Origin of the sequence: Allobosea lupini, from assembly GCF_900109525.1 — a bacterium.
In the GTDB taxonomy this organism is placed as follows: domain Bacteria; phylum Pseudomonadota; class Alphaproteobacteria; order Rhizobiales; family Beijerinckiaceae; genus Allobosea; species Allobosea lupini.
Genome location: NZ_FOAN01000007.1, coordinates 1 through 23,794, shown reverse-complemented (window position 1 = coordinate 23,794; position 23,794 = coordinate 1). Strand labels below are relative to the sequence as shown.

Sequence of the window (23,794 nt, the reverse complement as noted above, 5' to 3'; positions counted from 1 at the left end):
GGGAGGACGTTCATGGCCCTCGAAATCAAGATTCTCGACTACGGCGACATCGAGCTGGAATCGAGCTTCCTCGTGCTCGGCCGCGATTGCGGCCGCACCCGCCGCGTGCCGACCTATGGCTTCCTGATCCTCGGCGGGCCATGGCCGGTGGTGGTCGACACCGGCTACCGCCACAACCAGATCATGGAGAGCCTCGGCATGCGCGGCCTCCAGTTCCACGAGAACATGATCGAGAACCAGCTCGCCAGGCACGGCGTGCGGATGGGCGATGTGCGCTATGTCATGCACACCCATCTCCATATCGACCATGCCGGCAAGGACGAGCTCTTCCCGATGAACACGACGGTGCTCGTCAACCGGCGCGAGCTCGAATACTCGGTCTCCGGGCTGATGCACCCACAATACCCGGCGCCCGACATCAAGCACCTGATCGACCGGCTGCACACGCGCGATGCGCTGCGCTTCGAGGATCTCGAACTGTCGGGGATGATCGAGCTCTTCCCCGGCTGCTATCTCGAGGCCGCCGGCGCCCATACCGAAGGCTCGATGAACGTCCATGTCGACACCAACGAGGGGCGCGCCATCATCTGCGGCGACGTAATCTACGACTTCAACGACCAGATCGTCTCGCCCTTCCACGAGCTGCATGCCAACGAGCCGCGCACCACCGGCAATCACGGTGTCTCCAAGCGCGAGGAGAAGGCGGCGATCAAGAAGCTGCTCGCCACCGGCGCCTTCCTGCTGCCGGTGCACGACAAGCCGGCCAAGATCGCCCATGGCCAGGTCGTCGGCCGCATGGACATGGCGGTGCCGGGCCCTGTCGTGCAGTCGCTGCCGGCGCGCAACTGGTTTGCGGCCTGACGGAGGTCGCCCATGACCACGCACGTCGCCGTCCAGCCCGGCTTCGCCGACCTGATCGATCTCTGGGCGCCGGTCCGCCAGCTCGGCACCGGCTTCGAATTCTCGGAGGGGCCGATCTGGCATCCGCAGGAGCAGCATCTGCTGTTCTCGGACATGCCGGGCGACGTGCGTCGCCGCTGGGACAAAAACGGCGTGCGCGAAGTCAGGCGGCCGGCGAACAAGTGCAACGGCATGACCTATGATGCCGGGCTCGACCTGATCGTCTGCGAGCACGCGACCTCTTCGCTGGTGCGCGAGCGGCCGGACGGCCGGCGCGAGGTCATCGCCTCGCATTTCGAGGGCATGGAGCTCAACAGCCCGAACGACGTCGTGGTGAAGTCGGACGGATCGATCTATTTCTCAGACCCCTGGTATGGCCGCATGCCGGTCTTCGGCGTCGAGCGGCCGCGCCAGCTCGGCTTCCAGGGCGTCTACCGCATTCCTCCGGAGGGTGGCGCGCCGCAGCTGCTGGTCGATCGCTATCTCTTCGACCAGCCGAACGGGCTCTGCTTCTGCCCTACGGAAGACCGGCTCTTCGTCAACGACACCGTCCAGCACAATATCCGCGTCTTCGAGATCAAGCCGGATGGCCGGCTCGGCCCCGGCCGCATCTTCGCCACCGGCATCGTCGGACCTGAGCCCGGCGTCCCCGACGGGATGAAATGCGATGCGCAGGGCAATATCTGGGTCACCGGCCCCGGCGGCGTCTGGGTCTATTCGATCAAGGGCGAGCTGATTGGCAAGCTGCGCGTGCCCGAGCTCGTCGGCAACCTGACCTGGGGCGAACCGGACTGGCGCACACTCTTCCTCACCGCGAGCCATTCACTCTATGCGGTCGAGACCAAGGTCGGGCCACGCCTTGAGCCCTACATGAAGGCGGGTACGGCCGGCGCCGGGAGTTCCAACCATGGCCGCGCTGCGGCAGAGCGACCGGCCGCACACGCCAGCTCCGCCGCTTCCGTCTCGGCGAATGGCACCAAGAAGGCGGCCTCCGGCTACCGGCTCGATCCGTCGCGCTGCGCCCTGATCATTCAGGACATGCAGAACGACGTGGTGATGGAGGGCGGCGCCTTCGCCAGTTCGGGCTCGCCGGAGCATTGCAAGCAGCAGAACGCGATCGCCAACGGCGCCCGCCTCGCACAGGCGGCGCGGGCGCGCGGCATCCCGGTGATCCATGTCTGGTTCATCGTCGAGGCCGGCGCGCCCGGCGTCACCATGAACGCGCCGCTGTTCGAGGGCCTCGCCGACGCGAAGGCCCTGGTGCGCGGCACCTGGGGCGCGGCGCCTGTGCCCGGCCTGGAGGCACAAGGCGGCGACCATGTCGTCGAGAAGCAGCGCATGAGCGCCTGGGAGGGCACGCGGCTGGAGACCGTGCTCAGGGCGCTCGGCCGCGACATCGTCATTGTCACCGGCGCCTGGACCAACATGTCGATCGAGCACACCGCCCGCAGCGGCGCCGACAAGGGCTATTTCATGCTGGTGCCGGAAGATGCCTGCTCGACGATGAACGCTGAATGGCACACGGCGTCGGTCAACTACGCCATGCAGAACGTCTGCGTCGTGACGGATGTCGACGCCGTCATCGCGGCGACTGACGCAGGGGCGTAACGGCTGGCATCAGGCAGGCGATCAACGCACCTGTTCGGTAGACAGCCCCACGGCACCGGCGAGCACGCTCGCCCAGAGCGCATAGCCCGCCGCATTCAGATGGACGCCGTCGGCCTCGTAGTAGCGTCCCATCGGCCGACCGTTCCGCCCGATCAGGCAGCTGCCGACATCGACATACCCGCCAGCGTGATCGCCTGCGTGGCTGTCCCTGAGCATCGCGTTGAAAGCGTCGAACTCGCCTGCATGGAGCCAGCGTCCGGGGCTCTGCTTGATCGAGAGGCGATGGATCGGGATGGGGCCGAACTTCTCCCGCAGCCGCTGCGTCAGTCGCTCCAGCGCTTCAAAGGCCGAGCCGGCGTCGAGCCCGTCATTGGCGATGTCGTTCTCGCCGAAATAGAGCACGATCCGCCCGGGCTCGACGAGATCGAGCAGAGCGTCGCAATAGCGCAGGCCGCTCTCGGCGGTGCCGCCGCCGAAGCCGAGATTGGCGACCTCGAGCGAGCCGAAATCCTCAGCCATCCGATCCCAGTGGCGGAAGGAGGACGAGCCGAAGAAGACGACCGGCTTGCCGGCGAAGCGCCGGCGCATGATCTGGCCGCGTACGGCGAGCACGTCGTCGTCGTAGCGCGTGGTGGTCCATTCCGCCGCCACGAGCGACGGAGCAACGGGAGAGATCGAGGGATGCCGGTTCACGGAACGGGCCTCATGAGCAGGGAAAGGCGGCAGGAAAGCCGCTGATTACCAAGATCCGGGGGAGCGCCTCGAGGGGTCCTCATCATGCCCTCCTCCCCGAAAGGCGAGGGTCGATGCGCTCGCGCAGGGCGTCGCCGAGCACATTGATCGCGATCACCAACAGCGACAGGAAAAGGCCGGGAAAGGCGATGATCCAGGGCGCGACGCGGAAGAACTGGCGGCCGCCGGCCATGACGTTGCCCCAGCTCGGCAGGTCCGGCGAGATGCCGACGCCGATGAAGCTGAGGATGGCTTCGGCGAGGATCGCCGAGGCGCAGACGAAGGTCGCCTGGACCACCAGCGCCTCGGTCGCGTTCGGCAGAATATGCCGCAGCAATATGCGCGGCGTGCTCGATCCGATCGCGATCGCCGCATCGATATAGAGCATTTCGCGCAGGCTCAGCACCACGCCGCGCATCAGCCGCGCCGTCCGCGGGATTTCCGGCACGCTGATCGCGATCATCACGGTCAGGAGTCCGCCGCCGAGCAGCGACGCCAGCGCGACCGCCAGCAGCACGCCCGGAATGGCCATCAGCCCATCCATGATGCGCATCAGCACCGTGTCGGCCAGCCGGACATAGCCGGCCACGAGCCCGATCAGGCCGCCGGCCAGCAGCGTCAGCAGGGAGACGCCGAGCCCGACCATGAGCGAGGTCCTGGCGCCCGACAGCGTCCGCACGAAGATGTCGCGGCCGAGATTGTCGGTCCCGAACCAGTGGGGCGAGCCCGGCGGCTGCAGCGCCTCGCCCATGTTGAGATCGCTGCTGTAGCCGAGGATCGGCGGCGCCAGCAGCGCGCAGGCTGTGACCATCGCGACGATGGCGAAGCTCAGGCCGATCACGACCGTCGACGCCTTGAGGGAGCGCCCGGCGCGGGCCGTCTGCGGCTGCGCGCTCATGAGCGCATGTCCTGCCGGATGCGGGGGTCGAACAGCGCATAGCTGAGATCGACGAGCAGATTCACCACGACCAGCACGAAGGCGAAGACCAGCATCACCCCCTGCACAACCGGATAGTCGCGCGACAGGATGGAATCGACGGTCAGGCGCCCGATCCCCGGCAGGTTGAAGACGGATTCGGTGACGACCACTCCGCCGAGCAGGGCGGCGAAGGAGGTGCCGACGACGGTCACCACGGGCACGCCGATATTCTTCAGCGCATGCGTCGCGACCACCTTGCGCTCGGGCAGCCCCTTGGCCCGCGCGGTCCGGATGTAGTCCTCGGACAGGACGTTGAGCAGCGTCGCCCGCGTGATCCGGGCGACGAGCGCAGCGAAGAGCAGAGTGAGCGCGACCGTCGGCAGCGTCAGGCTGCGCAGGCTGTTCCAGAGGCCGCTCGCCAGCGGCCGATAGCCCTGCACCGGCAACCACCCGAGTTCGATCGCGAAGACCTGCATCAGCGCATAGCCGATCACGAAGACGGGAATCGAGAAGCCGGCGACGCAGAGCGCCATGACGACATAGTCGGTGACCAGGCCGAGGCGCCGGGCGGCGAACACGCCTGCCGGCACCGCGACGAGGACCGACAGCAGCGTCGTGGTCAGCGCCAGCATCAGGGTCGGCTCGGCCCGCTGCAGGATCATCGTCGCGACCGGGCGGCCCGAATAGACGGAGACGCCGAGGTCGAACTGCGCCAGCTGGCGCAGATAGATCAGGAACTGCACCACCAGCGGCTGGTCGAGATGCAGCCGCTGGCGGATCTGCGCGATCTGCTCGGCGCTGGCATTGTCGCCCGCCATCGCCGCCGCCGGATCGCCCGGCCCGATATGCAGGAGCATGAAGACGACGACCAGGACCGTCAGCATGACTGGTAGCGTCGCCAGGAGCCGCGAGAACAGAAAGCGCGCCATGAGCAGACCTTGAAGGCACGGGCCGGATATTCACCCTGGCCCGCCGAGCAGGAGATGCGGCAGGATCAGTCGGACTTGCGCACGTTCCAATAGGTCAGGGTCGGCCCCGGAACGAAGCCCGACACGCTTTTCCGCCAGGCCGAGAGATCGTTGAACTGCCCGAGCGGGATGTAGGTGACGATCTCGTTCGAGCGCGCCTGCATCTCGACCGCGATCGCCTTGCGCGCGGCGTCGTCGGAGGCCAGCAGGAATGTCTGCCAGAGCTCCTGCAGGGGCTTGTCGCAGGGCCAGCCGACGAAGGCCTTCTCGCAGGCGCCGGTGACGTAAGGGTTGGTCAGCGGGTCCATCAGCGCATCGCCGGCAAAGCCGGTGATGAAGACGTTCCAGCCGCCCTGCTTCGGCGGATTCTTGTTGGTGCGGCGCGTGAACATCGTCGCCGTGTCCATCTGCACATCCTCGACGGTAAAGCCGGCCTTGCGCATCGCATTGACCATGACCGTGCCGACGTCGCGCTGGACCTTGGCGTCCATCGGATGGAGATAGACGATCGGCGTCCCGTCATAGCCGGCCTCCTTCAGCAGAGCCTTCGCCTTCTCGAAGTCCTGCTTCATGAAGCGCTCGCTGCCGACATCGGTTTCGTAGGGGCTGCCGCACATGAACAGCGCCGGGCAGAGCTGGTAGAGGTCCTTGCGGCCGCCGAAGACGGCCTGCATCGAATCCGACTGGCTGATCGCGTATTGCAGGGCCTGCCGGACCTTCACGTTGTCCATCGGCGGCTGGGTGTGGTTGATCACCACCTGGAAGTTCTTGCCGAGGATGGGCGCCTTGGCGACCTGGATCGACTTGTCCTTCTCCAGCACCGGCAGCATTTCGGCCGGCACCTCGGCGACATAGTCGATCTCGCCGGCCAGCAGCGCGTTGACCGCGCTGAGATCGTCGCTGAACTGGATGCGCTCGATGCGATCGACCCCGGCGGTCTTTCCGCCGGCAAGACCGCTCGGCGCCTCGCCGCGCGGCTTGTAGCCCCCATGCTTGGCGACGACGAACTTGACGCCCGGGACCCACTCGTCGGGCAAGAGCTTGAACGGACCGGAGCCGACGAACTCCTTGAGCTCGGTCGTCGCCGGCGTCCGGGCGAGCCGCTCCGGCATGACGAACAGCGGATAGGCGGTCATGCGGGCGAAGCCGTCGATCAGGCGGGCGAACGGCTCCTTCAGCCGGACCTCGAACGCGGTCGCATCGATCGCCCTGATCGCGTCGAGCCGCTTATCGATCTCGGCCCCCAGGCTGTCCTTCTTCATCCAGCGCTCGATCGAGGCGATGCAGTCCGCAGCCGTGACGGGCTTGCCGTCATGGAAGCTCAGGCCCTGACGCAGCTTGAAGACATAGGTCTTGCCGTCCTCGGAGAGCGTGTGGCTCTCGACCATCTGCGGCTGGGCGCGATAGTTGCCGTCGAGCGAAAACAGGGTGTCGTAGATCAGATAGGCCATGTCCCGGACCGGATAGGCCGAGGTGAAGAGCGCATCGAGCTGCTTGATGTCGCCGGTGTTCTTGATCTTGAGAACGGTTTCAGCACCGGCTGGGCCGATGGACGCCGCAAGGCAGAGCGACCCGGCCAGCCAGGCCGCAATCACGATTCTCAGCATCGTCTCTCTCCCGGCATGTCCCAGTGCCGCCCGGTGCTCGCCGGGCCTGTCGTTGTGCGCCGAAGCTAGCGAAGCTTGCCGCTTGCACCTAGGCCCGGAGTTGTGTTTCAGATATAGCAAATTGTTATATCCGGAAGGCATAACCGGAGTGAAGCTGCGGCAGCTCAAGAACTTCCTGGTGATCGCCGAGACCGGCAGCCTGATGAAGGCCGCCCTGCATCTGGGCGTGGCGCAGCCTGCGCTCAGCCGGGACCTGCGCCTGCTGGAGGAAGAGCTCGCGACCCGCCTGTTCCACCGCGACGGGCGCGGCGTCTCGCTGACCCGCGACGGGGCGGCGTTCCAGGCCGCGATCGCCCCGCACGTCGCCGGGCTCGATGCGGCGAAGCTGGCCCTGGTCGGCCGGCGCCCCGGCCATGCCGGCTCGATCCGCCTGGCCTGGACCGGCACGATCAGCATCCCGCTGGCGACGCCGATCATTTCGGCCTTCACCCAGCGCTTTCCCGAGACCGAACTGCACGCCCGCGGCGGATCGAGCCTCCAGATCGCCGAATGGGTGGCGCGCGACGAGATCGATATCGGCATCTTCAATTCGGAGCGCCCGGCGAACGGAGCGCTCGTCGAGACGCTGGCCCTTGCGCCCCTGTTCCATGTCGCGCGGGCCAATGGGCCGGTGCCGCCGACCATCACCTTCGCGGAAGCCGCCGCCGGCCCCCTCTTCGTCCACAGCCGGCAGAATGCGCTCGGGCGCATCGTCGAGGCCTGCGCCCGCGAGCACGACATCCCCTTGAAGATCTATGCCGAGGTCGACGATTTCCTGGCGGTCCGACCGATGATCGAGCAGGGGCGAGCGGCGGCGATCGTGCCGCGCAGCCTGCTCTCCGGCGACGACTCCACAAGGCTCGCCGTGCGGCGCGTGACGGAGCCGGAGCTCACCTTGTACTTCCACCTCGCCGTCTCAAAGGTGAAACGCAGCCGCCCCGCCGTTCTGAGCCTGGCGGATGTGATCAGGTCCGCGGTTGCTGGTGCAACCGAGGCCGGGCAGTTCGACGGCGAGTTCCGGAATTGAATCGATACGATATCCATGGGCCAGAGCGAGCTACCGAGCCGCAGGCTCCTCGGCGAGCAGCGCGCGAAAAGCCTGCGCGGGCCGGCCGACATAGCGTTCCTTGTGCCGCAGCATGACGAAACGGCGGGACGGGATGTCGGTGGCGACCTCCGCAAGCAGGCCCGAGCGCAAGGCGTTGGCGACGACGAGCCTCGACATCAGCGCTGCGGCGGATCCTGCATCGACGGCGGTACGCACGGCTTCGTTGGCGGGCAGCTCCAGCAGGACGTCGAGATCGGCGACCGAGCGCCCGGCGCCGGCGAGAACCGCTTCGAGAGCTTGCCGGGTGCCTGAACCGGGCTCGCGCAGGACCCAGCGGCTTTCGACGAATTCCGCTGGAGCGACGCGCTCCTTCCCCGCCCAGGGATGGCCGGGCGCGACGACGATCGCGAGGTCGTCTTTCGCGACAGTCTCCTGCGCCAGGAGCGGGTCGTCGATCTCGCCTTCGACGAAGCCGATATCGGCGAGCCCATCATGGATGGCGGCCGCGACCGTCTCGGTGTTGCCGATCACCAGCGGCGTCTCGATACCCGGGTGCCGTGCCCGAAACAGAGCGAGCCTCCGCGGCAGCCAGTAATTGCCGACCGTCTGGCTCGCCGCCAGGGACAGCCGCCCGCGCTTCAGCCCTGCAAGATCCGACAGGACACGCTCGCCCGTCGCAGCGCGTGCGAGGATCGCGCGAGCCTCGTTCAGGAACAGGCGCCCGGCATCGGTCAACACGATCCGGCGCCCGACGCGGTCGAACAGCTTCACGGCATGGCGATGCTCGAGCGCCGCGATCGCCGCACTCGTCGCCGATTGCGTCAGGTTCAGCTCCGCGGCAGCGCGCGTGACATGCTCGCGCTCGGCGACCGCGACGAAGATGCGAAGCTGTTCAAGCGTCATGAGCGCCGACCATTCCACGCCCGGACAGGCCCTGACCGGCCTAAAATTTGGACCGCCAGGGGCTGGGCAAAGAATGATCGATATTATCGATCGAAACAAGAAAAACAACACGTTGGATCGTTTAAGCAAACAAGGTCAAAGGCCGGCACATCGAATTACCGGGTACCGTGATGACCCTTGAAAGCCCTGATCGGACCGGTTTGATTGCCCGCACAGCCTGGGGCGCAAAGCGCATCGGCCCCGGCCTGCTGCTGTGCCTGGCCGTGTCGGTTGTGGCTCTCGCCGCCGAGCATCTCGAAGCCCTGTTCTTTGGGCGCGCCTGGCTCGAAGCGCTCGTCCTGGCGATCCTGTTGGGAACCGCGATCAGGACGCTCTGGAAGCCCGACAGTCGCTGGCGCTCCGGCATATCCTTCTCGGCGAAGACGCTGCTGGAGATTGCGGTCGTGCTGCTCGGCGCTTCCCTGAGCGCCGCCACCGTCGCCGCCACAGGCGGCCCGCTGCTCCTCGGCATCGCCGCCGTCGTCTTCCTCGCAATCGGCCTGAGCTATGGCATCGGCCGCCTGCTGGGGCTGTCGAAGCGCATGGCGATCCTCGTTGCCTGCGGCAATTCCATCTGCGGCAATTCGGCGATCGCCGCCACGGCCCCGGTCATCGGCGCAGATGGCGAGGACGTCGCCGCCTCGATCGCCTTCACCGCGGTGCTCGGCGTCGTGGTCGTGCTCGGGCTGCCGCTCCTGATCCCGATGCTGGGCCTCAGCGTCCATCAGTTCGGCATCCTGTCGGGCCTGACGGTCTACGCCGTTCCCCAGGTCCTCGCCGCCACGGCACCGGCGGGCGCCGCCGCGATCCAGATCGGCACCCTGGTCAAGCTGGTGCGCGTGCTGATGCTGGGACCCGTCATCCTCGTACTCTCGCTGCTGTCGAGCCACTTGCGCGAGGAGACCGGCAAGCCGACCGGGCAGATCGCGGCAGAGCGTCCAGCGCCGCACCAACTCGGGATCCATCGCCTCGTGCCCTGGTTCATCGTCGGCTTCGTGGTGATGGCGGCGTTTCGCTCGGCCGGGCTCATTCCGGCGGTTCTGCTGCCGCCGCTGGCGACCATCGCGAATGTACTGACGATCGTCTCGATGGCGGCGCTCGGGCTCAGCGTCGACATCCGGTCCTTCGCCAAGGCCGGCCCGCGCGTCACCGCCACGGTCGTCCTCTCGCTGCTCGCGCTCGGGGCGATCTCGCTCGGCCTCATCCGCCTGCTCGCCGTGCCCTGAACCCGGCCCGTCAGCATGAGGTTCGCGAGGGACTCGTCAGGACAGCAAATGCGCGTGCCGTCGCGATGAGAACGATGGCCAGGAAGGCCATGACCGCGCCGATCCCGAAATTCGCAGCGATCGGCCCCGTGATGCGACCATAGGAACCTGCGGTGGAAGCGCCGGCAGGTGGATTGGGGCATGGCGGCTCATCATCGGCGCCGCCCTGGGTAAATGCGGCGAGCAGCTAGAGTATGGTCGAGCGAAGTGGGCAACGGTTCGCGTGTAGACAACGCGTTAAACCAAGAGCCTGGAACATGTCCGCGATTCGAAGAATTGCGGAATGGCTCTAGCCGCCGATCCGCATCCGCTGGCCTGCTGCCAACCTTGCCTCCAGCCAAAGGCTGTATCTTGAGGCACAAAGGCAGACGATGAAGTAGACAATGGCCGCGAAGACATAGGCCTCCCGGTAGAAGCCGAGCCAGTTCGGATCCGTCGCCGAGACGCGCGCCGTGTTCAGGAAATCGAACATGCCGAGGATGATCACCAGCGTCGTATCCTGGAAGATACCGATCGCAAGATTGACCAGCGGCGGGATCACCGCGCGCAGAGCCTGCGGCAGTACGACGAGGCGTATGGCCTGCCAATAGGACAGGCCCAGCGCCTTGGCCGCCTCATACTGGCCTACGGGAACCGCCTGCAACCCGCCGCGGACGACCTCGGCGAGATAGGCGGCGACGAACAGCGTCAGCGCCAATAGATCGATATACTGTACTTCTAAGCGGGGGACAGGCAGTGCTGACCAACAAGGGCAAATACGGCATCAAGGCCATGGTCCACCTCGCCCGGCTCGATGCCGGCGAAACCGCCCAGATCGCCGAGATCGCGCAGCGCAACAACATCTCGAAGAAGTTTCTCGACGCGATCCTGCTGGATCTGCGCAACGCCGGCATGCTGCGCAGCAAGAAGGGGCCGGGCGGCGGCTACGCATTGGCGAAACCGGCACGGACCATCAAGGTCGGAGCGGTCATCCGGGCCCTGGAAGGGCCGATCGCGCCGATCGATTGCGCCAGCCAGTCGGCGTTCAAGCCGTGCCAGGATTGCGGCGACATCGAAGCCTGCGTCGTCCGCGGGGTGATGCGGGAGGTCCGCGACGCCATGGCGGCGGTCGTCGACAACACGACGATCGCCGATCTCGTCAGCCGAGCAGCAGCCCACAAGCCCGAGATCGACTTCGCGATCTAAAATCTGTTTCGTTAGGGCCCGAGGCGAAGCGCGCCACCGGACACTTGGATAATCCATAAAATCAGCAGATGGCTTGAGTACAGCGGCCCGTCGCCGATATGCGGCCTTTTCCGCCCTGCTTCAGGCCTCCAGCGCCAGCACCGCGAAGCTCGCCAGCCAGTGCTCGCCCATATAGTCGCCGGCGATACGCGGCATGCCGGCTGCCAGATGCCGGTCCGCGGTCTCTTCGGCGATGGCGCGGCGCGCATCACACTCCGGCAGCGCCGAGGCAATCGACCGCCAGCACCAGGCGCGGCTGAGATTGAGGCCATCAAGATGAGCGATCTTGCCGTCGGAGCGATCGGTCACGGTCGCCGGCCGGAACAGGGTCGCGGGCTCGCGCTGCGCGATGCGGGGCAGGAAGCGGTCGAACCAGGGCAGGAACTCCTCCGCCGGCAGCAGGCGGCGCATGCATTCGGCCTCGATCAGCGCCGAGGACTGGAAATCGTCGCCGCTCGGCTCGCCCCAGGCCGGGCAGTCGGCATCGGCGCCATACCAGCGCCGGCCGGTCTCGCCGAGCAGCGCCGCGAGATCGCGATCATCGGTCACGACGGCGTAGTCCATCGCCATCCGCAGTCCGAAGGCCGTGTTGAAATGCGTGCCGACCCGCACCGGATAGGTGGCGAGCGGCAGGAAATCGCGGAAGCGCTGCGCGAAGATCTCGGCCAGCGGCCGCAAGCGCTCCGACCAGCGCCTGTCGTCGTGAAGCGCAAGCTCCTCGGCGAGCTTCAGCAGCCAGCCCCAGCCATAGGGGCGCTTGAAGCCGCGCGCCGTCGGAGCCGCCAGATAGGCGCACTCGACCGCGATCTTCTCGGCAACGAACTGCTCGTCAAAGAGCGCCCGGATGTCGGCTGCAACCGGCAAGTCCGGAAAGAGCCGCAGCAGCCGCGCCAGCATCCAGTAGCTGTGGACGCAGGAATGCCAGTCATAGCTGCCGTAGAACACCGGGTGCAGCTGGCTCGGCGTCTGGGCGTCCTGCGGACCGGCCAGGGTGTGGTCGGGCTTGTTGGGGTATTCGCGCCGGACGTGCCCGAGCGCGATACTCGCAAATCTGGCCGCCAGCTCGGGCGTGAGAGTCGATTTTGCCATGACTGGTCCTTTCTCGCTGGCGGCCTTCCGGCCTGCCTCGATAGCTGGTTGCTGACAAGGCTCGCCAGAAGCACCTCAGATGCTGGCGATCAGGCCGCCATCGACGCGAATGACGCTTCCGGTGATTTAGCCGGAACTGCGGCGCCGCTCCCTGATCGATGACGACTATGTGGGGGCAGCTTCCGCGCCAACCTTGAACTGCCAGCGCTTTCGGCTGAAGCGGAATCGCTTCCACATGCCAGGCAGGCCTGACGGCAGCTGGCACCATGAGCTTTTTGCGGGTCACCCCGCGAGGGGCAATCTTCCAAAAGCTCAGACTGGGGACAATGACGTTCCCATGGAGAGCCAAAGAGCCAAGCGAAGACAATGGATGGCGGAAAGTGGAACGGTTGAGAGCTTCACCAAGCCATGGGGCTGATTTTCAACCCGACGCCGGCACACGGAAATCCTGACAGTCCCTGCTCAGGCTGCCGTGCGTGGGCGCGCCACATAGAGCGCGCCCATCGTTGCAACGGCCAGGAGCGCGCCCAGGATCGCCGCCGGATAGTCGCCCTTCAGCAAGGGCCAGACTGCGACCGCAACCATCGTCAGGGCCAGAAGCTCTATGAGGGTTACGGAGATGGGACTCTTCATGCGCCGCCTGATCATGCCGATTCTCGCCACCCTAGGCTGATGCCAGATGTTGACGAAGATGCCGCAGGCGATGGCGCACGCAACGCCGAGCAGACTGACCAGACCGGCCCAGGCATCGAACATCAGCAAGAGCATCAGCGGCGGTGCAGCGAACATGACTGCAAGCCAGGATATGGCGCCAAAACGGGCGCGCTCGCGCACGCGGGGGTCCAGCGGTGCGGTCAAGGCAAGTTCGGCTGCTTCGTCTGCCGACATCGCGATCCAGGTCAACCCACCGGCAATCTGGCCACACAGAACGATCAGCACCGGCACGAGCGCCGAGGCATCACTTGCCCCGCTCGCGACCCGATAGACTGTTATGACGGCGATCGGGATCAGAAAAATGCATTGCATCAGGATCTGCGACAACAGCCACGGATCGCGCAGAATGATGCGCCGTTCCTTGAGCATCAGGACAGCTACTGGTGACGCTCCGAAGGACGCTCGACTACGCCTGGTGCGAGATTGAACTGCAGACGCCGATCCTGCTGCAAGGACCGCATTGCGCACAAAGCTTTCGGCAAGGCCGGTGAACATCAGCGCGGCCATCAGCGCGGCGCAGGCAACCACGGCCAGGAGAGCCACGGCATCGCCCGTCACGGCGCGAGCAGGCAGCATCGCCAATTGCCAGACAAGAGACCGAGGGTTGGCCACATAGTCCGCCACGAGGGCGTCCTTTGGACCTGGCCCGAAAATCGCGTCCCACTGTACCATCACAAGCACCAGCAGGCCGGCCAGCGCCGCCGCCACCTGCGCCGCGACGCGCGTGCTGCGGATGCCGATAAGGCGAACCAGGCCCATTGCCAGTCCGATCGCGATGGCCGTCGCGCTGAGCGCAAGGGCCAGGATCAGGGGCAGGCCAGCCAACCAATGAGGTCCTCGCTGCACCGCCAGCAGGATCAGCATCGGCGCGCCATAAAGACCGGCTTTTGTCAGCGTGAAACCAAAGACGTTGAGGGCCCTGACCAGCAGCACCGTTTGCGGAGGCAGCGGCGCGGAGAACACCAGATCATAGTCGCCGCGCGCATAAAGCGCATAGGCGGCTGAATCGAGCGCGGCTGAGATCATCAGGACGAACAGGAAGGCAAGATTGATCGTCAATGTGATCTGAAGGCGCGGATCGGCAGGGTCCAGTTCGCCGGCCGTCGTCAGCAGAAGGTGCGACACGCCGAAGATGATCGTGCAGACCACGGCCAGTACGCCCGCGATGCGCCATGGACGCATTGCCGTTTTCGGGCCTGCCATGTCGGCAATGCCGCGCAATGCCAGACGGGCCTCGAGCGCCAGCACGGCGCGGGTTGCACCGGACACAAGGGCCCTCATCTCAGGCGGCCTCTTCGCGCCCGACGACATCGAGGAAAACATCTTCGAGGGTAGCCCCCTGGGAGGTGCCACCATTGCGCAGTTCGGTCATCGTACCCTCGCAGACCAGCCTGCCATTGCGAATGATGCCGATGCGGTCACTGAGCCGTTCAGCGACTTCGAGGATATGCGTGGTGAGGATCACCGTCACGCCGGTTGCGACACGGTCCTGAAGCAGCTCCTTCACGTGGCGCGCCATCGACGCATCGAGGCCTGTCAGCGGCTCGTCGAGGATCAGCAGCTCGGGTTCGTGAATCAACGCGCCGGCAAGAGCAACCTTCTGGCGCATACCCTTGGAAAAGCCCTCGCAGCGCTGATCTGCGACGCGGGTCAGGTCGAGGGTCTCAAGCAGGGCGTCGCGGCGCAGCTTTGCGACCCTTTGCTCGACTTGCCAAAGGCCGGCGACAAAATCGAGATACTCGACAGGCGTGAGCTTGTCATAAACCATCGGTTCATCCGGGAGCCACGCCACCACACGTTTTGCCGCAACCGGATCACGCAGGCGGTTGATCCCGCAAATGCTGATCTCGCCCACATCCGGAGAGAGCAGCCCTGCGACAATCCTGAGCGAGGTGGTCTTGCCCGCCCCGTTCGGCCCCAGCAATGCGTAGAGCTCGCCGCGCCGAACACTGAGATCGAGGCCGTTGACAGCAGTGAAGCCGCCGAAGCGCTTCACCAAACCGCGAACAACCAGGGCATCATGGCCACTCATTCGAACGCTCCCGTCGTTGTGGGGCGTTATGCGGCATCGCTGGTGACGTTCGGGTTAAACTGATAGCCTGCGAATAGCGCTGGTTCGGCTTGTCCGAACAACACGGAGCCGTTCTGCGGCCGGTTTCGTGGACACCGAGATGAGATGTTTCATGAAGCCGGAGGTGCCTACAGCCAGCGCCCGCGGTGGCGTAGCTCTATGAGCGGCCATTCGACACCTGCTCAGCAGCGGACGTCCGCCATCAGGATGAGCCCGCAACCGGATTCATGGCTCTCTCGGCACGGTTTCGCTGCTCCCATATGCCACGATGCGTGACAGCCCGAGCTAGGGAAACCGTTGATTTGTCTGGAGTTTAAGCCGCTCAAAGGCTTAGGCCGCGAATGGCGCTCCCATGGGGAAGGGGCGTTTCGCCACGAAACTATCGAAAAATACGGCCCTCAGAGCAGGTCGTCACGCGGCAATGTATGACACTTTGCATGCCAGTCCGTCACGCGATTTCTTGTCGATGCCGAACGCTGTAGCCGGCCTCCGGCGGGAAGGCTGATGCCAGTACATTAGTCGGTCAGAATGGTTCGATGCTAGACAGATTACCTATCGACGACGCCAGAGACCGTTCATGATCGTCCGCAACCAGAGTGACATCGAGCAACACCTCGCCACCATCGAAGCCTCAACGAGACGGGCTATTGAAGCGCTTGGTTCGCTTGCTCGACCCGCAGACGCCCTCCGCCAGATGAAATTCGGCACTATTGGTCGGCATCCTATCGAGGATCGAGCGCTCAATCTGGTGGAACAGATCAACCAGACGTTCTCCTACCTAGTGGCCTTGAATGCAGCGAAATGGCTGCTGGAAACCCACCTTGATACGGGAGGCTTATCGCTCGCACCGGGCGCCCATGCTTCGCAACGCCTAGACATCATGAGCTTACAACCTAATCTCGTAGGTGCTGAGGTCTTCGCCGCAACCAGCCCGTCCAGCAATCGAAAGCTGGACAAGGACCTGAAACGTCTGGCGCGGGACTCATCGCAGCATCGTTACGCCTTCTTCTATTCTCCGGGCTACGCACCGGGGCGTCACTCCAAACTAGAAAAAGTGACTGGCGTGCAAGTGCACTGCATCGACATCTAAGCGGCGCGGCCAACTCACTCGCTATTCGGATCAATCGCCATCATCTTCGCGAGTAGTTGCACACTCGCAACCAACTCCTCGTCGGAGACCTCACGAGCGCCGTTCGGTAAGGTGGGCTTGGGCGGCTCCTGCGCGATCCGGTGCTTGTATCGATAGAGTTGAGCTTCCATAGCGCGCCGTTCCTTGATGACATTGCCTCGGGCAACGGCTGCGGTCCGCAATGCCTGCGCCGCCTTCGCTTCGCGCTTCTCCATTTCCTCGCGAAGCTGCTGACGGACGCGACGGTCCGCTAGCCTCTCCATCGCGTGCTCGTGGGTCAGGCCGTCCTTAAGGAGCGACTTGCGGATCGTCCGCTCATGTTCTGAAAGGCTTTCGAGGTAGCGGTCTACCGAGCGCCGACCGTAGGCGGCAAAGAACTCGTGCCTGAACGCCAGCACGAAACGTAGATCGGGCAGCTCAGGCGGCTTCTTGCGCTTCATCCATTCGAAGCGTTCGGCCAAGACGATGCTCCAGTTGGTGACGATCCAATCGATGAAGTCGTGCAGCTCCGGCGCGGTGCCCTTGAACGGTTTGGCGAGCTGGGTCGCGGCCATCGCCATCTCAGCCTTCGACCAGTCGACACAGCCGGCGCCACCGATGCCGACATAGGTCCGCCTGTAGGCCGCCTTCCACGTCATGAACAAGGCGCCGCCGTGACGCTCCGACCTGTGCGCACCATGCTGGCCTTCGACCGCCTCAGACTGGAGCCGGACTGGACGGGTCCGCTTTCGAACTACCGGGATCGGGAGAACCGAAGCGCTTGCTTGGTGCGGATGGAAATTTTCCGGCCGGGTCGGTCTAGCTCTTTTTCGAACAATCGGGATCACTTTCGTTTCGGAGGTCGAACAACCTTCCAATAAAGAAACCGCGCTCCGGTCGGCGTCAGCCGGCCGTATTGCTCTCCTATCTTGTTGTTCTAAGTGCTCTTCTAATAGGGGGTGCGGATTTCCAAGGGTCTGCCCCTTGGAAATCCGGGGGTCTACCCCTTGGATTTCCAAGGGGGTCTCGGCCTTAGTCGAGCGCTTACGGGCGGACCGAATCGGCCTCCACTGCGGATTGAACGTGATCGCGAGGCCATCGCGACCCCGCATGACCCTGACGGCCCCCTTCCGTTCCAGTGACACCAACGTCTGGCGAAGTTGCTGCTCGCTTTTGCTCAGGCCGCAGGGCGAGATCGGGGTGCCCTCGGCAATCGATTTGTAAGTGAAGCGATATGCGAGCCTTCCCCACTCGACGGTGTGGTCCATGATGTAGGCGAGCATGGCGTACTCGCGGTCGGACAGCTCCGAACGCCAATAGCGCGACAGGGCTCGCATCAGAGCGCTCTGATACACCCGGTCGGTGATATTTTCTGGAGCCGCCTTGCTCTCGCAAGCCCGAAGTGACACCGTCGTTAGTGATTGGGTCATCGCAATCCGACCTCAGAACCAATTCAATCTGACAAAGACTTGGTAATTACGTACACTGTCTTTGTTTTCGCGAAGCTGTTAACTTAATAAAGTACGCTAATACCTAAAATCTAGGTTGACAACACCCCAAAATGCGTGACCCTTACACGCCTTAACGTTGGAGGAACTCGACCGTGTCGAGCAGCTCAATCTTGTCGGTCCACCTGCCGGACGAGGTGGTTAGCAAAGTCGACCGCATCGTTTTCGAGCGTCGACTGGCGAAAAAGCCCGGCCGCGCCGCTTCGCGCAGCTCCGTCATCGCCGACCTGTTAAAGGCGGCAACAGTGAACCCGGTTGCAGATCAGAAGGACGAAAACCAGTGATCCCCTATGGTGATATTCGGAAGACCGCCCCGGTTTCGGAGACCAAGCGCCAGAGCGCCGTCGTCCCGGTGAACGCGTTCGCGGATCGGAACCAGCGCCCGCTCCTCGACTTCGACGACAAGTCCGGCTCGGCCGCCCGGTCGTCGGGCATGAACGGGTCTGCCCTCGACCTCTACGCGCCGTCGTGGATAGCCGATCAGGCCAAAAAGGACGACAACGCCGCGCGAGCAGAGAAGCTTGTGCCGGCTGTTCGCGCCCTCGCCCAGAGCCACGGCCTCGACCTCGCAGCCCTTGAGGTCATCAACATCGTGGTCCGCAACGCCGCGATCATGGGCGGTGAGGCCACAGTCTACGCGAGCGACGCGGGGCGCGCAGTCGGCATCAGCACTCAACGCGCGGAGGCCGTTATCGCTGACGCCGTTCGTCGTGGGCTGCTCGAAGAGCGCTCCGGGAGCCGGTTCCGCTCGAAAATCTGACAACGAGATACGGCGAGGTTCCCCCCTCTGCTTGCCTCGCCGTACCGCCCGGACCTGGCGGGTCCACCGGGCGTAGAGCGAGATCGGACTCCCCCCGACCTCGCTCATTCTTTCTCTCCCTCGAATAGCACGGCTGCCATGACGATCTACCATCCCGACCTGGAAGCACGCGCGAAGGCCATCCGCGCGAACCTCGCCCACATCGCCGACAAGCTGCGCCAGCTCGGCGCCGCGGTCTCGGTCATGGAGATGCCCGGCCCCATCACGCACACCATCACCATGATGGTCACCACGCGGGGCCGTCACTACGAGGCTGTTGCGGCCGAGCTGGAACAGTTCGCCGTGCGCAGCGGAGGCACGGTCCGTCGCGCCGACCCGGCCGACATCGCCGCAGGTGATCCCGATAGGGAATGCCTCGCGGCCCTCTCTCACACTGTTGCCCGGCGCCGCGCCGCCTGATCCCATGTGCGCCGTATGCCGCCATCCTGACCGGATCGCTATCGAGGCTGCCCTACAGGCTGGGCGGTCTCTTCGGTCTCTGGCGGCCGACTATCCCGGCTTGAACAAGTCCACCCTCGGCCGACACCGCACAAGCTGCGTGACGGGCGAACCGGCCGGTACACCCGTTGCAACGGGGTGCACGCCTCCGCCCGAAGCTGCGCCCCAGACCACCCCGATCGTCCGGCACCGCACCCGCCCCATAGACGAAGCACAGCGCCTCGACATCGCCTTGCGCATGAAGGCTCGCGGCTGCACCCGCGCCGACATCGCCCGCGCCATCGGCGTCTCGCCCGGCCATGTAGGGGAGATCATCCGCCGCGCCACCGACAACGCCGTGGAGCTAGTGCGTTCGCAGGCGGTAGAGGAGCTGGTCGCGCAGCATCTAGCTGAACGACACGCCCGTGTGCAGGCCCTTCATGCCGTCCTCGCCGTCGCCACGCTGCGCAACGATGGTCGGACCATCATGGATGTCACCCGCGAGCTGCGCCACGAGGCGAAGGAGGATCGGGAGTGGATGCGAGAGCTGGGCGCCTTCGACAGCTACCGCACCCTCGTTGCTCCTCGCCGTGACAGGCCAGCCGGACAGGAGAGCCTAGAGATCATGCAGGAGGCATTGCGCGAGATGGTGACCGCCGTCGGCGCACTCGAACCCGACGAAAGGCTGTCCCCCGGCCCGGCAGGGACAACGCACTGAGTGGGACATGGTGTAACTCTGTCGCTACCGACCGCATCGATGCGCTAGGTCCTACACCTTCGGCTTTTCAGGCCTGCTCCTCCCTCGCTCGTGGGCATGAGGGACAACGGAGCGGGACGCTTCTGTCCGTGCGTTGCGGGACAAGGGACCACGGGACGCTACGCAGCTCGCCCAATCAGTTTGCGGACTGCCACGCGCCTCCGAGAGGGGTGCACCTCGCGAAAATTCGAGGCCTCGGCAACGGCGCTCGAATTCGTCATATCGACTGTCTCCATCTCCCGATGGCGACCGCGTCAGATAGATTTGCATTGCTAGAGTCGCGCGCAGCGCTCTGCCGAACTAAGGCCTAAAGTATTATGTGGGAGAGCCGCTTGCTTCCGTTGACGAGCTACATCAACCAGTATTTGCCTTCCTAGGCCTGCCCTGTGTCCTCAAGAGCGTTCCGATGGCCAAGCTTCCGCGCGCATTCCTTTCACATAGCTCGACCGACAAGGGGATTGTAGGAGAAGTCGCAAAAATTCTTGGCAGGGCGGCTGTCATCTACGATGCCTTTGAGTTTGACGTCGGAGACGAGTTCAGGGACGCTATACTATCGGGCCTAGCGAATTCTGACCTTTTCGTTCTTTTCGCGAGCCGCCATGCGCTTCAACGCGACTGGGTTAAATTTGAGATCGCTGCGGCGCAGGAGGCGGTGACCCGACAGGCACTCAGCCGAGTTGTTACCTTCATCATCGATCCCGATCTCGACCTGAAAGACATACCGGAATGGATGAGGTCTACGCTGATCGTTCGGCAGAGCCACGCCGGCCTAATCGCACTGGATATTCGCAGGCTAATTAGTCAGCGGCTGAAGGAGCGGTTGCCGTCGTACTTCGTGGGGCGCCGGGCTGAAATGGATCAGGCATTGGATTTGATATCCAGCTTCACGGATCCTAGCCACCGCCCGCCATTGCTGATCTATGGCTTAAAGGGCATAGGGCGCCGCAGCCTCGTCCAGGCAATTGCGCGAGACAACCTATCATACGCGACTACCATCCCCCTTCCGCTTAAAGCGGGCGATTTATTGCCTGAAACTTATGTCCGCTTGTCGGCAGCGATGTCACCGGGAGGGACGCCGGACTATGCAGAACTCCTTGCTAAGCAGGAGGCCAAAGCTCCGGCGGACCTGTTGCTCGATGTAATTCAGCTCATGAAAATTGCCTGCACAGCGGGCACGCTACCCGTAATCATAGATGATGGCGCTCTAGCACAACAGAATGGGATACTGCGACCAGAGTTTGAGACATTCTATCATGCAATGGCGTCTGAACCTGAAGTCGACGCGATGATCGTCGCAGGCAGGCGAATTTATGGCAGCGGCGGCGCAAACTTACCATCGTTGCGGGTGCCCGAGCTGGACCAGTCGTCCACGCAAAACCTTTTACGGGTAGCGGGACGCGATCTTGGCCTGGTATTTAACCGCCCTGATTTGGCAGCACTTGCCACTTACTCTCGCGGATACCCACCCGCGGTACAATTTGCGTTAGACGAAGCTCGGATTAGAGGCGTATCTCAGGTAGTGTCTAACCAAAGAGCCTTGGTAAATTTTAGCGCTGAACTATTTCTTCGACAGTTGAGAGAAACAAAATCAATCGACTCGATCATGGAGACAATACTTAGTCTCCTCTCAGCCTTTAGCCCCTTGCCATTAAGCGTCATCACAGAATATTGCAAAATCACTAAGGAGGAAGCGAACGAGAGCATAGACCATCTGCTTGACCTCGCCTTCGTCATCCCCGACGGACTTCATTTCCGTATAAGCGAACCTTTGCGAGATGCAGCATACCGGGCCTTCGATGGGCTCAAGATTGACAGCCGCAGAGTAGCTGATTCGCTGGACGCCTATCTTCGCGATGAGCCGGATGACGACGCGCGGCTCAATCTCGGGCAGACGATCTTCCGCGCAAGTCTCTTATCTGGCACTGGATCGTCCTCACGATTCGCGGTGGGCTTTGCTGCCGACCTCATCCAAGTCGCAACACAGAGCTATCATGATCAGGACTACGATCTAGCAATTCAATATGGCGCATCCGCGCTCGCGGCACGGCCCGACAACGTCGATGTGAGACGCTACGTGGCGCAAGCCCTTATCCGGCGCGAGCGCTACCCGGAAGCGGATGAGCACATTGACGCCTTGGTCGCGTCGGGCCAGCTGAAGGAAGCATTTTACATCCGTGGGTTCGCTGCACGCCGCAGACGCAATTATCCAGAGGCAATCGAAGCTTACGAAAAAAGCTTGGCATTTGGCCGTGGGGGCGTTGCGATCCATCGTGAGCTTGCCAGCAGTTATTTCGAACTTGGCAACTTGCCAAAAGCAGAACATCACATCCAACAGGCCGAGGAACGGTCACCCCACAACCGGTATGTCGTCGATCTCCGCTGCACCATAGCGCTCCGCCTTGGCGATTTGGAAACTGCAGAACGCGCGCTTGATGTCTTGGAGCGCGTTGATCCGAGTGGATTCGCTGACCATCGTCGTTCAACTTACGAACAAGCTCGTGGAAATTCCAGTGATGCCCTAATATTCGCAAACTTCGCCAACCGGAAGATCGCAAGACCCACATTTGAAGTAATCGCTAATCTAGCAAACTGTCAGATCGAGGCGGGTGAATCGGCCGCTGCACTCTCGACCTTGACCGACATTCAGCACCAGTTTGGCGGCACGAACCATGACGCGCAAACCGGCCTTCGCTGCAAGTACGAACTTCGTTTCGGAACCGTGCAAGCAGCGGAAGGATTATGGACTGCACTCCGTGATCCAGGCACGCCCGTTCATAAGGGACTACGGTTATCGATTTTAAATAGGAAGGCTATCGATCCGGGGCTTAGTAATGAAGAAGAGAGCGAGCGTCAAAATCTCATCGCGATGCAATCAGTCGTCGAGCTTGCACGGATTGAGCGGCTACTGGGTTCGGTTCTATCGAGATCAGAGTAGATAATTTCGCCGGCATTGTTCGCATATTAGCGAGCAAGGGCGTCTCTCTCCGGGTTACGGAACAGCCCATCGACACCGGGACCGCTGCGGGGCGCGCCTTCCTCCAGATGCTCGGTGTCTTTGCTTAGTTTGAGACCGCCATTCGCAAAAAGCGCCAAGTGGAAGGCTCGCAAAGGCGAAGGCCGAAGGCGTTTATAAGGGGCGGAAGCCTTCCATCGACGTGGCGCGGGTTCGGGCGCTTGATGCCGAAGGCGTCGGTGCAACCGAGATTGCTCGGCGTCTTGGCATTGGCCGCGCACCCGTATATCGCGTTCTGGAAGGTTAGGCGGCTACCACCGCTGCTGAGAGCGAATTACACCCTATTATGTTGCAACCGGGTGCAAAAACTACCGCACCGCGCCGGCTCTATGGTCGTCTCCGGCTACCGCTGTACGATGACAGCTTTCTGATCGACCTCTAGCTCCGGGACGGATGGTACACGACGCCGCTGTTGCAGGCGTACATGTATTCACCGCCGTTCCGAAGTTTGCCGTCCTCAAACCACACAACATGCATTCTGAGACCCACGTAGGCTCCGAAAGCGTTCTTTGCGTTGAAACGCACACAGACGCTCGACAGACGATCGCCCACCTGCCAGCGGATAGCGGCGTGACGACCGTCGCGGCAACAGGAGATCCAATGCCGAAGAAGAAGCATCACAAGCTGGATTAGGCGGTCGCGAAGTAGCGCTAGGTGCATGCCCTGATTTCACAGGCCAAGCCGTGGAGACAACAAAAAACCCGGTGGCCTAGGCCACCGGGTTCGTTCCGTCTCCGGGAGGAGAAAATCAGAACTTGTAGCTGAGGCGGGCGCGGACCACCGAGAAGTCCGTGCTGACCTTGTCGCCGCCATTGAAGACGCGCTTGTCGCCGAGGTCGACGTAGAGGTACTCGACGCCGCCGACCAGGTTGTTGGTGAAGGCGTACTCGACGCCGCCGCCGACGGTCCAGCCGGTGTGGGTGTTCGAGTCCGAGTTCAGGCCGTTGATGGTCACGCCCGGGACAAGGGTGGTCTTCACGTTGCCGTAGGCAAGACCAGCGGTGACGTAGGGCAGGAACCGGTCGAAGGCGAAGCCGACGCGGCC

General features: G+C 63.6%; 22 protein-coding genes and 1 pseudogene. 12 read left to right on the top strand and 11 right to left on the bottom strand.

Annotation, left to right across the window (positions count from 1 at the left end; all coding sequences use genetic code 11):
* Positions 1-12 precede the first annotated feature (12 nt).
* A complete protein-coding gene (locus BMZ21_RS20440; RefSeq protein WP_091838459.1) occupies positions 13-861 on the top strand; it encodes an N-acyl homoserine lactonase family protein in 849 nt (282 codons plus the stop codon).
* A 12-nt stretch (positions 862-873) separates the two neighbouring features.
* On the top strand, positions 874-2,508 hold the full coding sequence (locus tag BMZ21_RS20435) for an isochorismatase family protein (RefSeq protein WP_091838455.1): 1,635 nt from the start codon (positions 874-876) through the stop codon (positions 2,506-2,508).
* A 21-nt stretch (positions 2,509-2,529) separates the two neighbouring features.
* Here the strand turns inward: BMZ21_RS20435 and BMZ21_RS20430 are convergent, their stop codons facing one another.
* From BMZ21_RS20430 to BMZ21_RS20415, 4 genes are all read right to left on the bottom strand, one after another.
* Entirely contained in the window at positions 2,530-3,201 is a 672-nt protein-coding gene (locus BMZ21_RS20430; RefSeq protein ID WP_091838452.1) for a GDSL-type esterase/lipase family protein, read from the bottom strand.
* A gap of 82 nt (positions 3,202-3,283) precedes the next feature.
* Positions 3,284-4,138 (bottom strand): ABC transporter permease, encoded by an 855-nt coding sequence (locus BMZ21_RS20425; RefSeq protein WP_091838449.1) that lies wholly within the window; start codon positions 4,136-4,138, stop codon positions 3,284-3,286.
* The gene (locus tag BMZ21_RS20420; protein ID WP_091838446.1) at positions 4,135-5,088 is read right to left on the bottom strand and encodes an ABC transporter permease; all 954 of its coding nucleotides are present in this window, start codon (positions 5,086-5,088) and stop codon (positions 4,135-4,137) included. Before BMZ21_RS20420 ends, BMZ21_RS20425 begins: the two co-directional genes overlap by 4 nt.
* 65 nt (positions 5,089-5,153) lie before the next feature.
* Positions 5,154-6,734 (bottom strand): ABC transporter substrate-binding protein, encoded by a 1,581-nt coding sequence (locus BMZ21_RS20415; protein ID WP_167561696.1) that lies wholly within the window; start codon positions 6,732-6,734, stop codon positions 5,154-5,156.
* A 148-nt stretch (positions 6,735-6,882) separates the two neighbouring features.
* On the opposite strand from BMZ21_RS20415, the gene BMZ21_RS20410 reads away from it, so the two are divergent.
* Complete coding sequence (locus BMZ21_RS20410) at positions 6,883-7,800, top strand: LysR family transcriptional regulator (RefSeq protein WP_167561695.1); 918 nt, start codon at positions 6,883-6,885, stop codon at positions 7,798-7,800.
* A gap of 30 nt (positions 7,801-7,830) precedes the next feature.
* Here BMZ21_RS20410 and BMZ21_RS20405 read toward each other — a convergent pair whose 3' ends face one another.
* On the bottom strand, positions 7,831-8,724 hold the full coding sequence (locus BMZ21_RS20405; RefSeq protein ID WP_091838440.1) for a LysR family transcriptional regulator: 894 nt from the start codon (positions 8,722-8,724) through the stop codon (positions 7,831-7,833).
* Between the two features lie 170 nt (positions 8,725-8,894).
* On the opposite strand from BMZ21_RS20405, the gene BMZ21_RS20400 reads away from it, so the two are divergent.
* Positions 8,895-9,989 (top strand): YeiH family protein, encoded by a 1,095-nt coding sequence (locus tag BMZ21_RS20400; RefSeq protein WP_091838436.1) that lies wholly within the window; start codon positions 8,895-8,897, stop codon positions 9,987-9,989.
* Positions 9,990-10,317: 328 nt separating this feature from the next.
* Here BMZ21_RS20400 and BMZ21_RS20395 read toward each other — a convergent pair whose 3' ends face one another.
* Complete coding sequence (locus BMZ21_RS20395) at positions 10,318-10,725, bottom strand: amino acid ABC transporter permease (RefSeq protein WP_342029044.1); 408 nt, start codon at positions 10,723-10,725, stop codon at positions 10,318-10,320.
* Positions 10,726-10,763: 38 nt separating this feature from the next.
* Here BMZ21_RS20395 and BMZ21_RS20390 point away from each other — a divergent pair, with 38 nt between their 5' ends.
* Positions 10,764-11,213: an RrF2 family transcriptional regulator gene (locus BMZ21_RS20390; protein ID WP_091838428.1), complete on the top strand. Its 450-nt coding sequence runs from the start codon at positions 10,764-10,766 to the stop codon at positions 11,211-11,213.
* Positions 11,214-11,333: 120 nt separating this feature from the next.
* Here BMZ21_RS20390 and BMZ21_RS20385 read toward each other — a convergent pair whose 3' ends face one another.
* The 3 genes from BMZ21_RS20385 to BMZ21_RS20375 form a co-directional block, all read right to left on the bottom strand.
* A complete protein-coding gene (locus BMZ21_RS20385; protein ID WP_091838425.1) occupies positions 11,334-12,341 on the bottom strand; it encodes a DUF2891 domain-containing protein in 1,008 nt (335 codons plus the stop codon).
* Between the two features lie 462 nt (positions 12,342-12,803).
* On the bottom strand, positions 12,804-14,324 hold the full coding sequence (locus BMZ21_RS20380) for a hypothetical protein (RefSeq protein ID WP_091838422.1): 1,521 nt from the start codon (positions 14,322-14,324) through the stop codon (positions 12,804-12,806).
* A gap of 13 nt (positions 14,325-14,337) precedes the next feature.
* Positions 14,338-15,087 (bottom strand): ABC transporter ATP-binding protein, encoded by a 750-nt coding sequence (locus tag BMZ21_RS20375; RefSeq protein ID WP_091838418.1) that lies wholly within the window; start codon positions 15,085-15,087, stop codon positions 14,338-14,340.
* Positions 15,088-15,703: 616 nt separating this feature from the next.
* Here BMZ21_RS20375 and BMZ21_RS20370 point away from each other — a divergent pair.
* On the top strand, positions 15,704-16,216 hold the full coding sequence (locus tag BMZ21_RS20370; protein ID WP_091838414.1) for a hypothetical protein: 513 nt from the start codon (positions 15,704-15,706) through the stop codon (positions 16,214-16,216).
* Between the two features lie 14 nt (positions 16,217-16,230).
* On the opposite strand, the gene BMZ21_RS20365 is transcribed toward BMZ21_RS20370, so the two are convergent.
* Positions 16,231-17,664: a hypothetical protein gene (locus BMZ21_RS20365; protein WP_143079746.1), complete on the bottom strand. Its 1,434-nt coding sequence runs from the start codon at positions 17,662-17,664 to the stop codon at positions 16,231-16,233.
* Positions 17,665-17,855: 191 nt separating this feature from the next.
* On the opposite strand from BMZ21_RS20365, the gene BMZ21_RS30425 reads away from it, so the two are divergent.
* The 6 genes and pseudogenes from BMZ21_RS30425 to BMZ21_RS20335 form a co-directional block, all read left to right on the top strand.
* The gene (locus BMZ21_RS30425; RefSeq protein ID WP_167561694.1) at positions 17,856-18,026 is read left to right on the top strand and encodes a ribbon-helix-helix domain-containing protein; all 171 of its coding nucleotides are present in this window, start codon (positions 17,856-17,858) and stop codon (positions 18,024-18,026) included.
* Positions 18,023-18,502: a hypothetical protein gene (locus tag BMZ21_RS20355; RefSeq protein WP_091838399.1), complete on the top strand. Its 480-nt coding sequence runs from the start codon at positions 18,023-18,025 to the stop codon at positions 18,500-18,502. The genes BMZ21_RS30425 and BMZ21_RS20355 overlap by 4 nt, the downstream gene beginning before the upstream one ends.
* Before the next feature lie 138 nt (positions 18,503-18,640).
* Entirely contained in the window at positions 18,641-18,961 is a 321-nt protein-coding gene (locus tag BMZ21_RS20350) for a hypothetical protein (protein ID WP_091838397.1), read from the top strand.
* Positions 18,962-19,061: 100 nt separating this feature from the next.
* Positions 19,062-19,697, top strand: a complete 636-nt coding sequence (locus BMZ21_RS20345; RefSeq protein ID WP_143079745.1) for a replication-relaxation family protein — start codon at positions 19,062-19,064, stop codon at positions 19,695-19,697.
* A 445-nt stretch (positions 19,698-20,142) separates the two neighbouring features.
* Positions 20,143-22,671 carry a toll/interleukin-1 receptor domain-containing protein gene (locus tag BMZ21_RS20340; RefSeq protein WP_091838391.1) on the top strand — a complete coding sequence of 843 codons (2,529 nt, stop codon included), beginning with the start codon at positions 20,143-20,145 and terminating at the stop codon, positions 22,669-22,671.
* A gap of 11 nt (positions 22,672-22,682) precedes the next feature.
* Positions 22,683-22,996 (top strand): annotated as a pseudogene (locus BMZ21_RS20335) (recombinase family protein); the annotation flags it as partial.
* 501 nt (positions 22,997-23,497) lie between these two features.
* Here BMZ21_RS20335 and BMZ21_RS20325 read toward each other — a convergent pair.
* The coding region (locus BMZ21_RS20325; protein WP_143079744.1) for an outer membrane protein at positions 23,498-23,794 on the bottom strand (297 nt) is incomplete at its 5' end.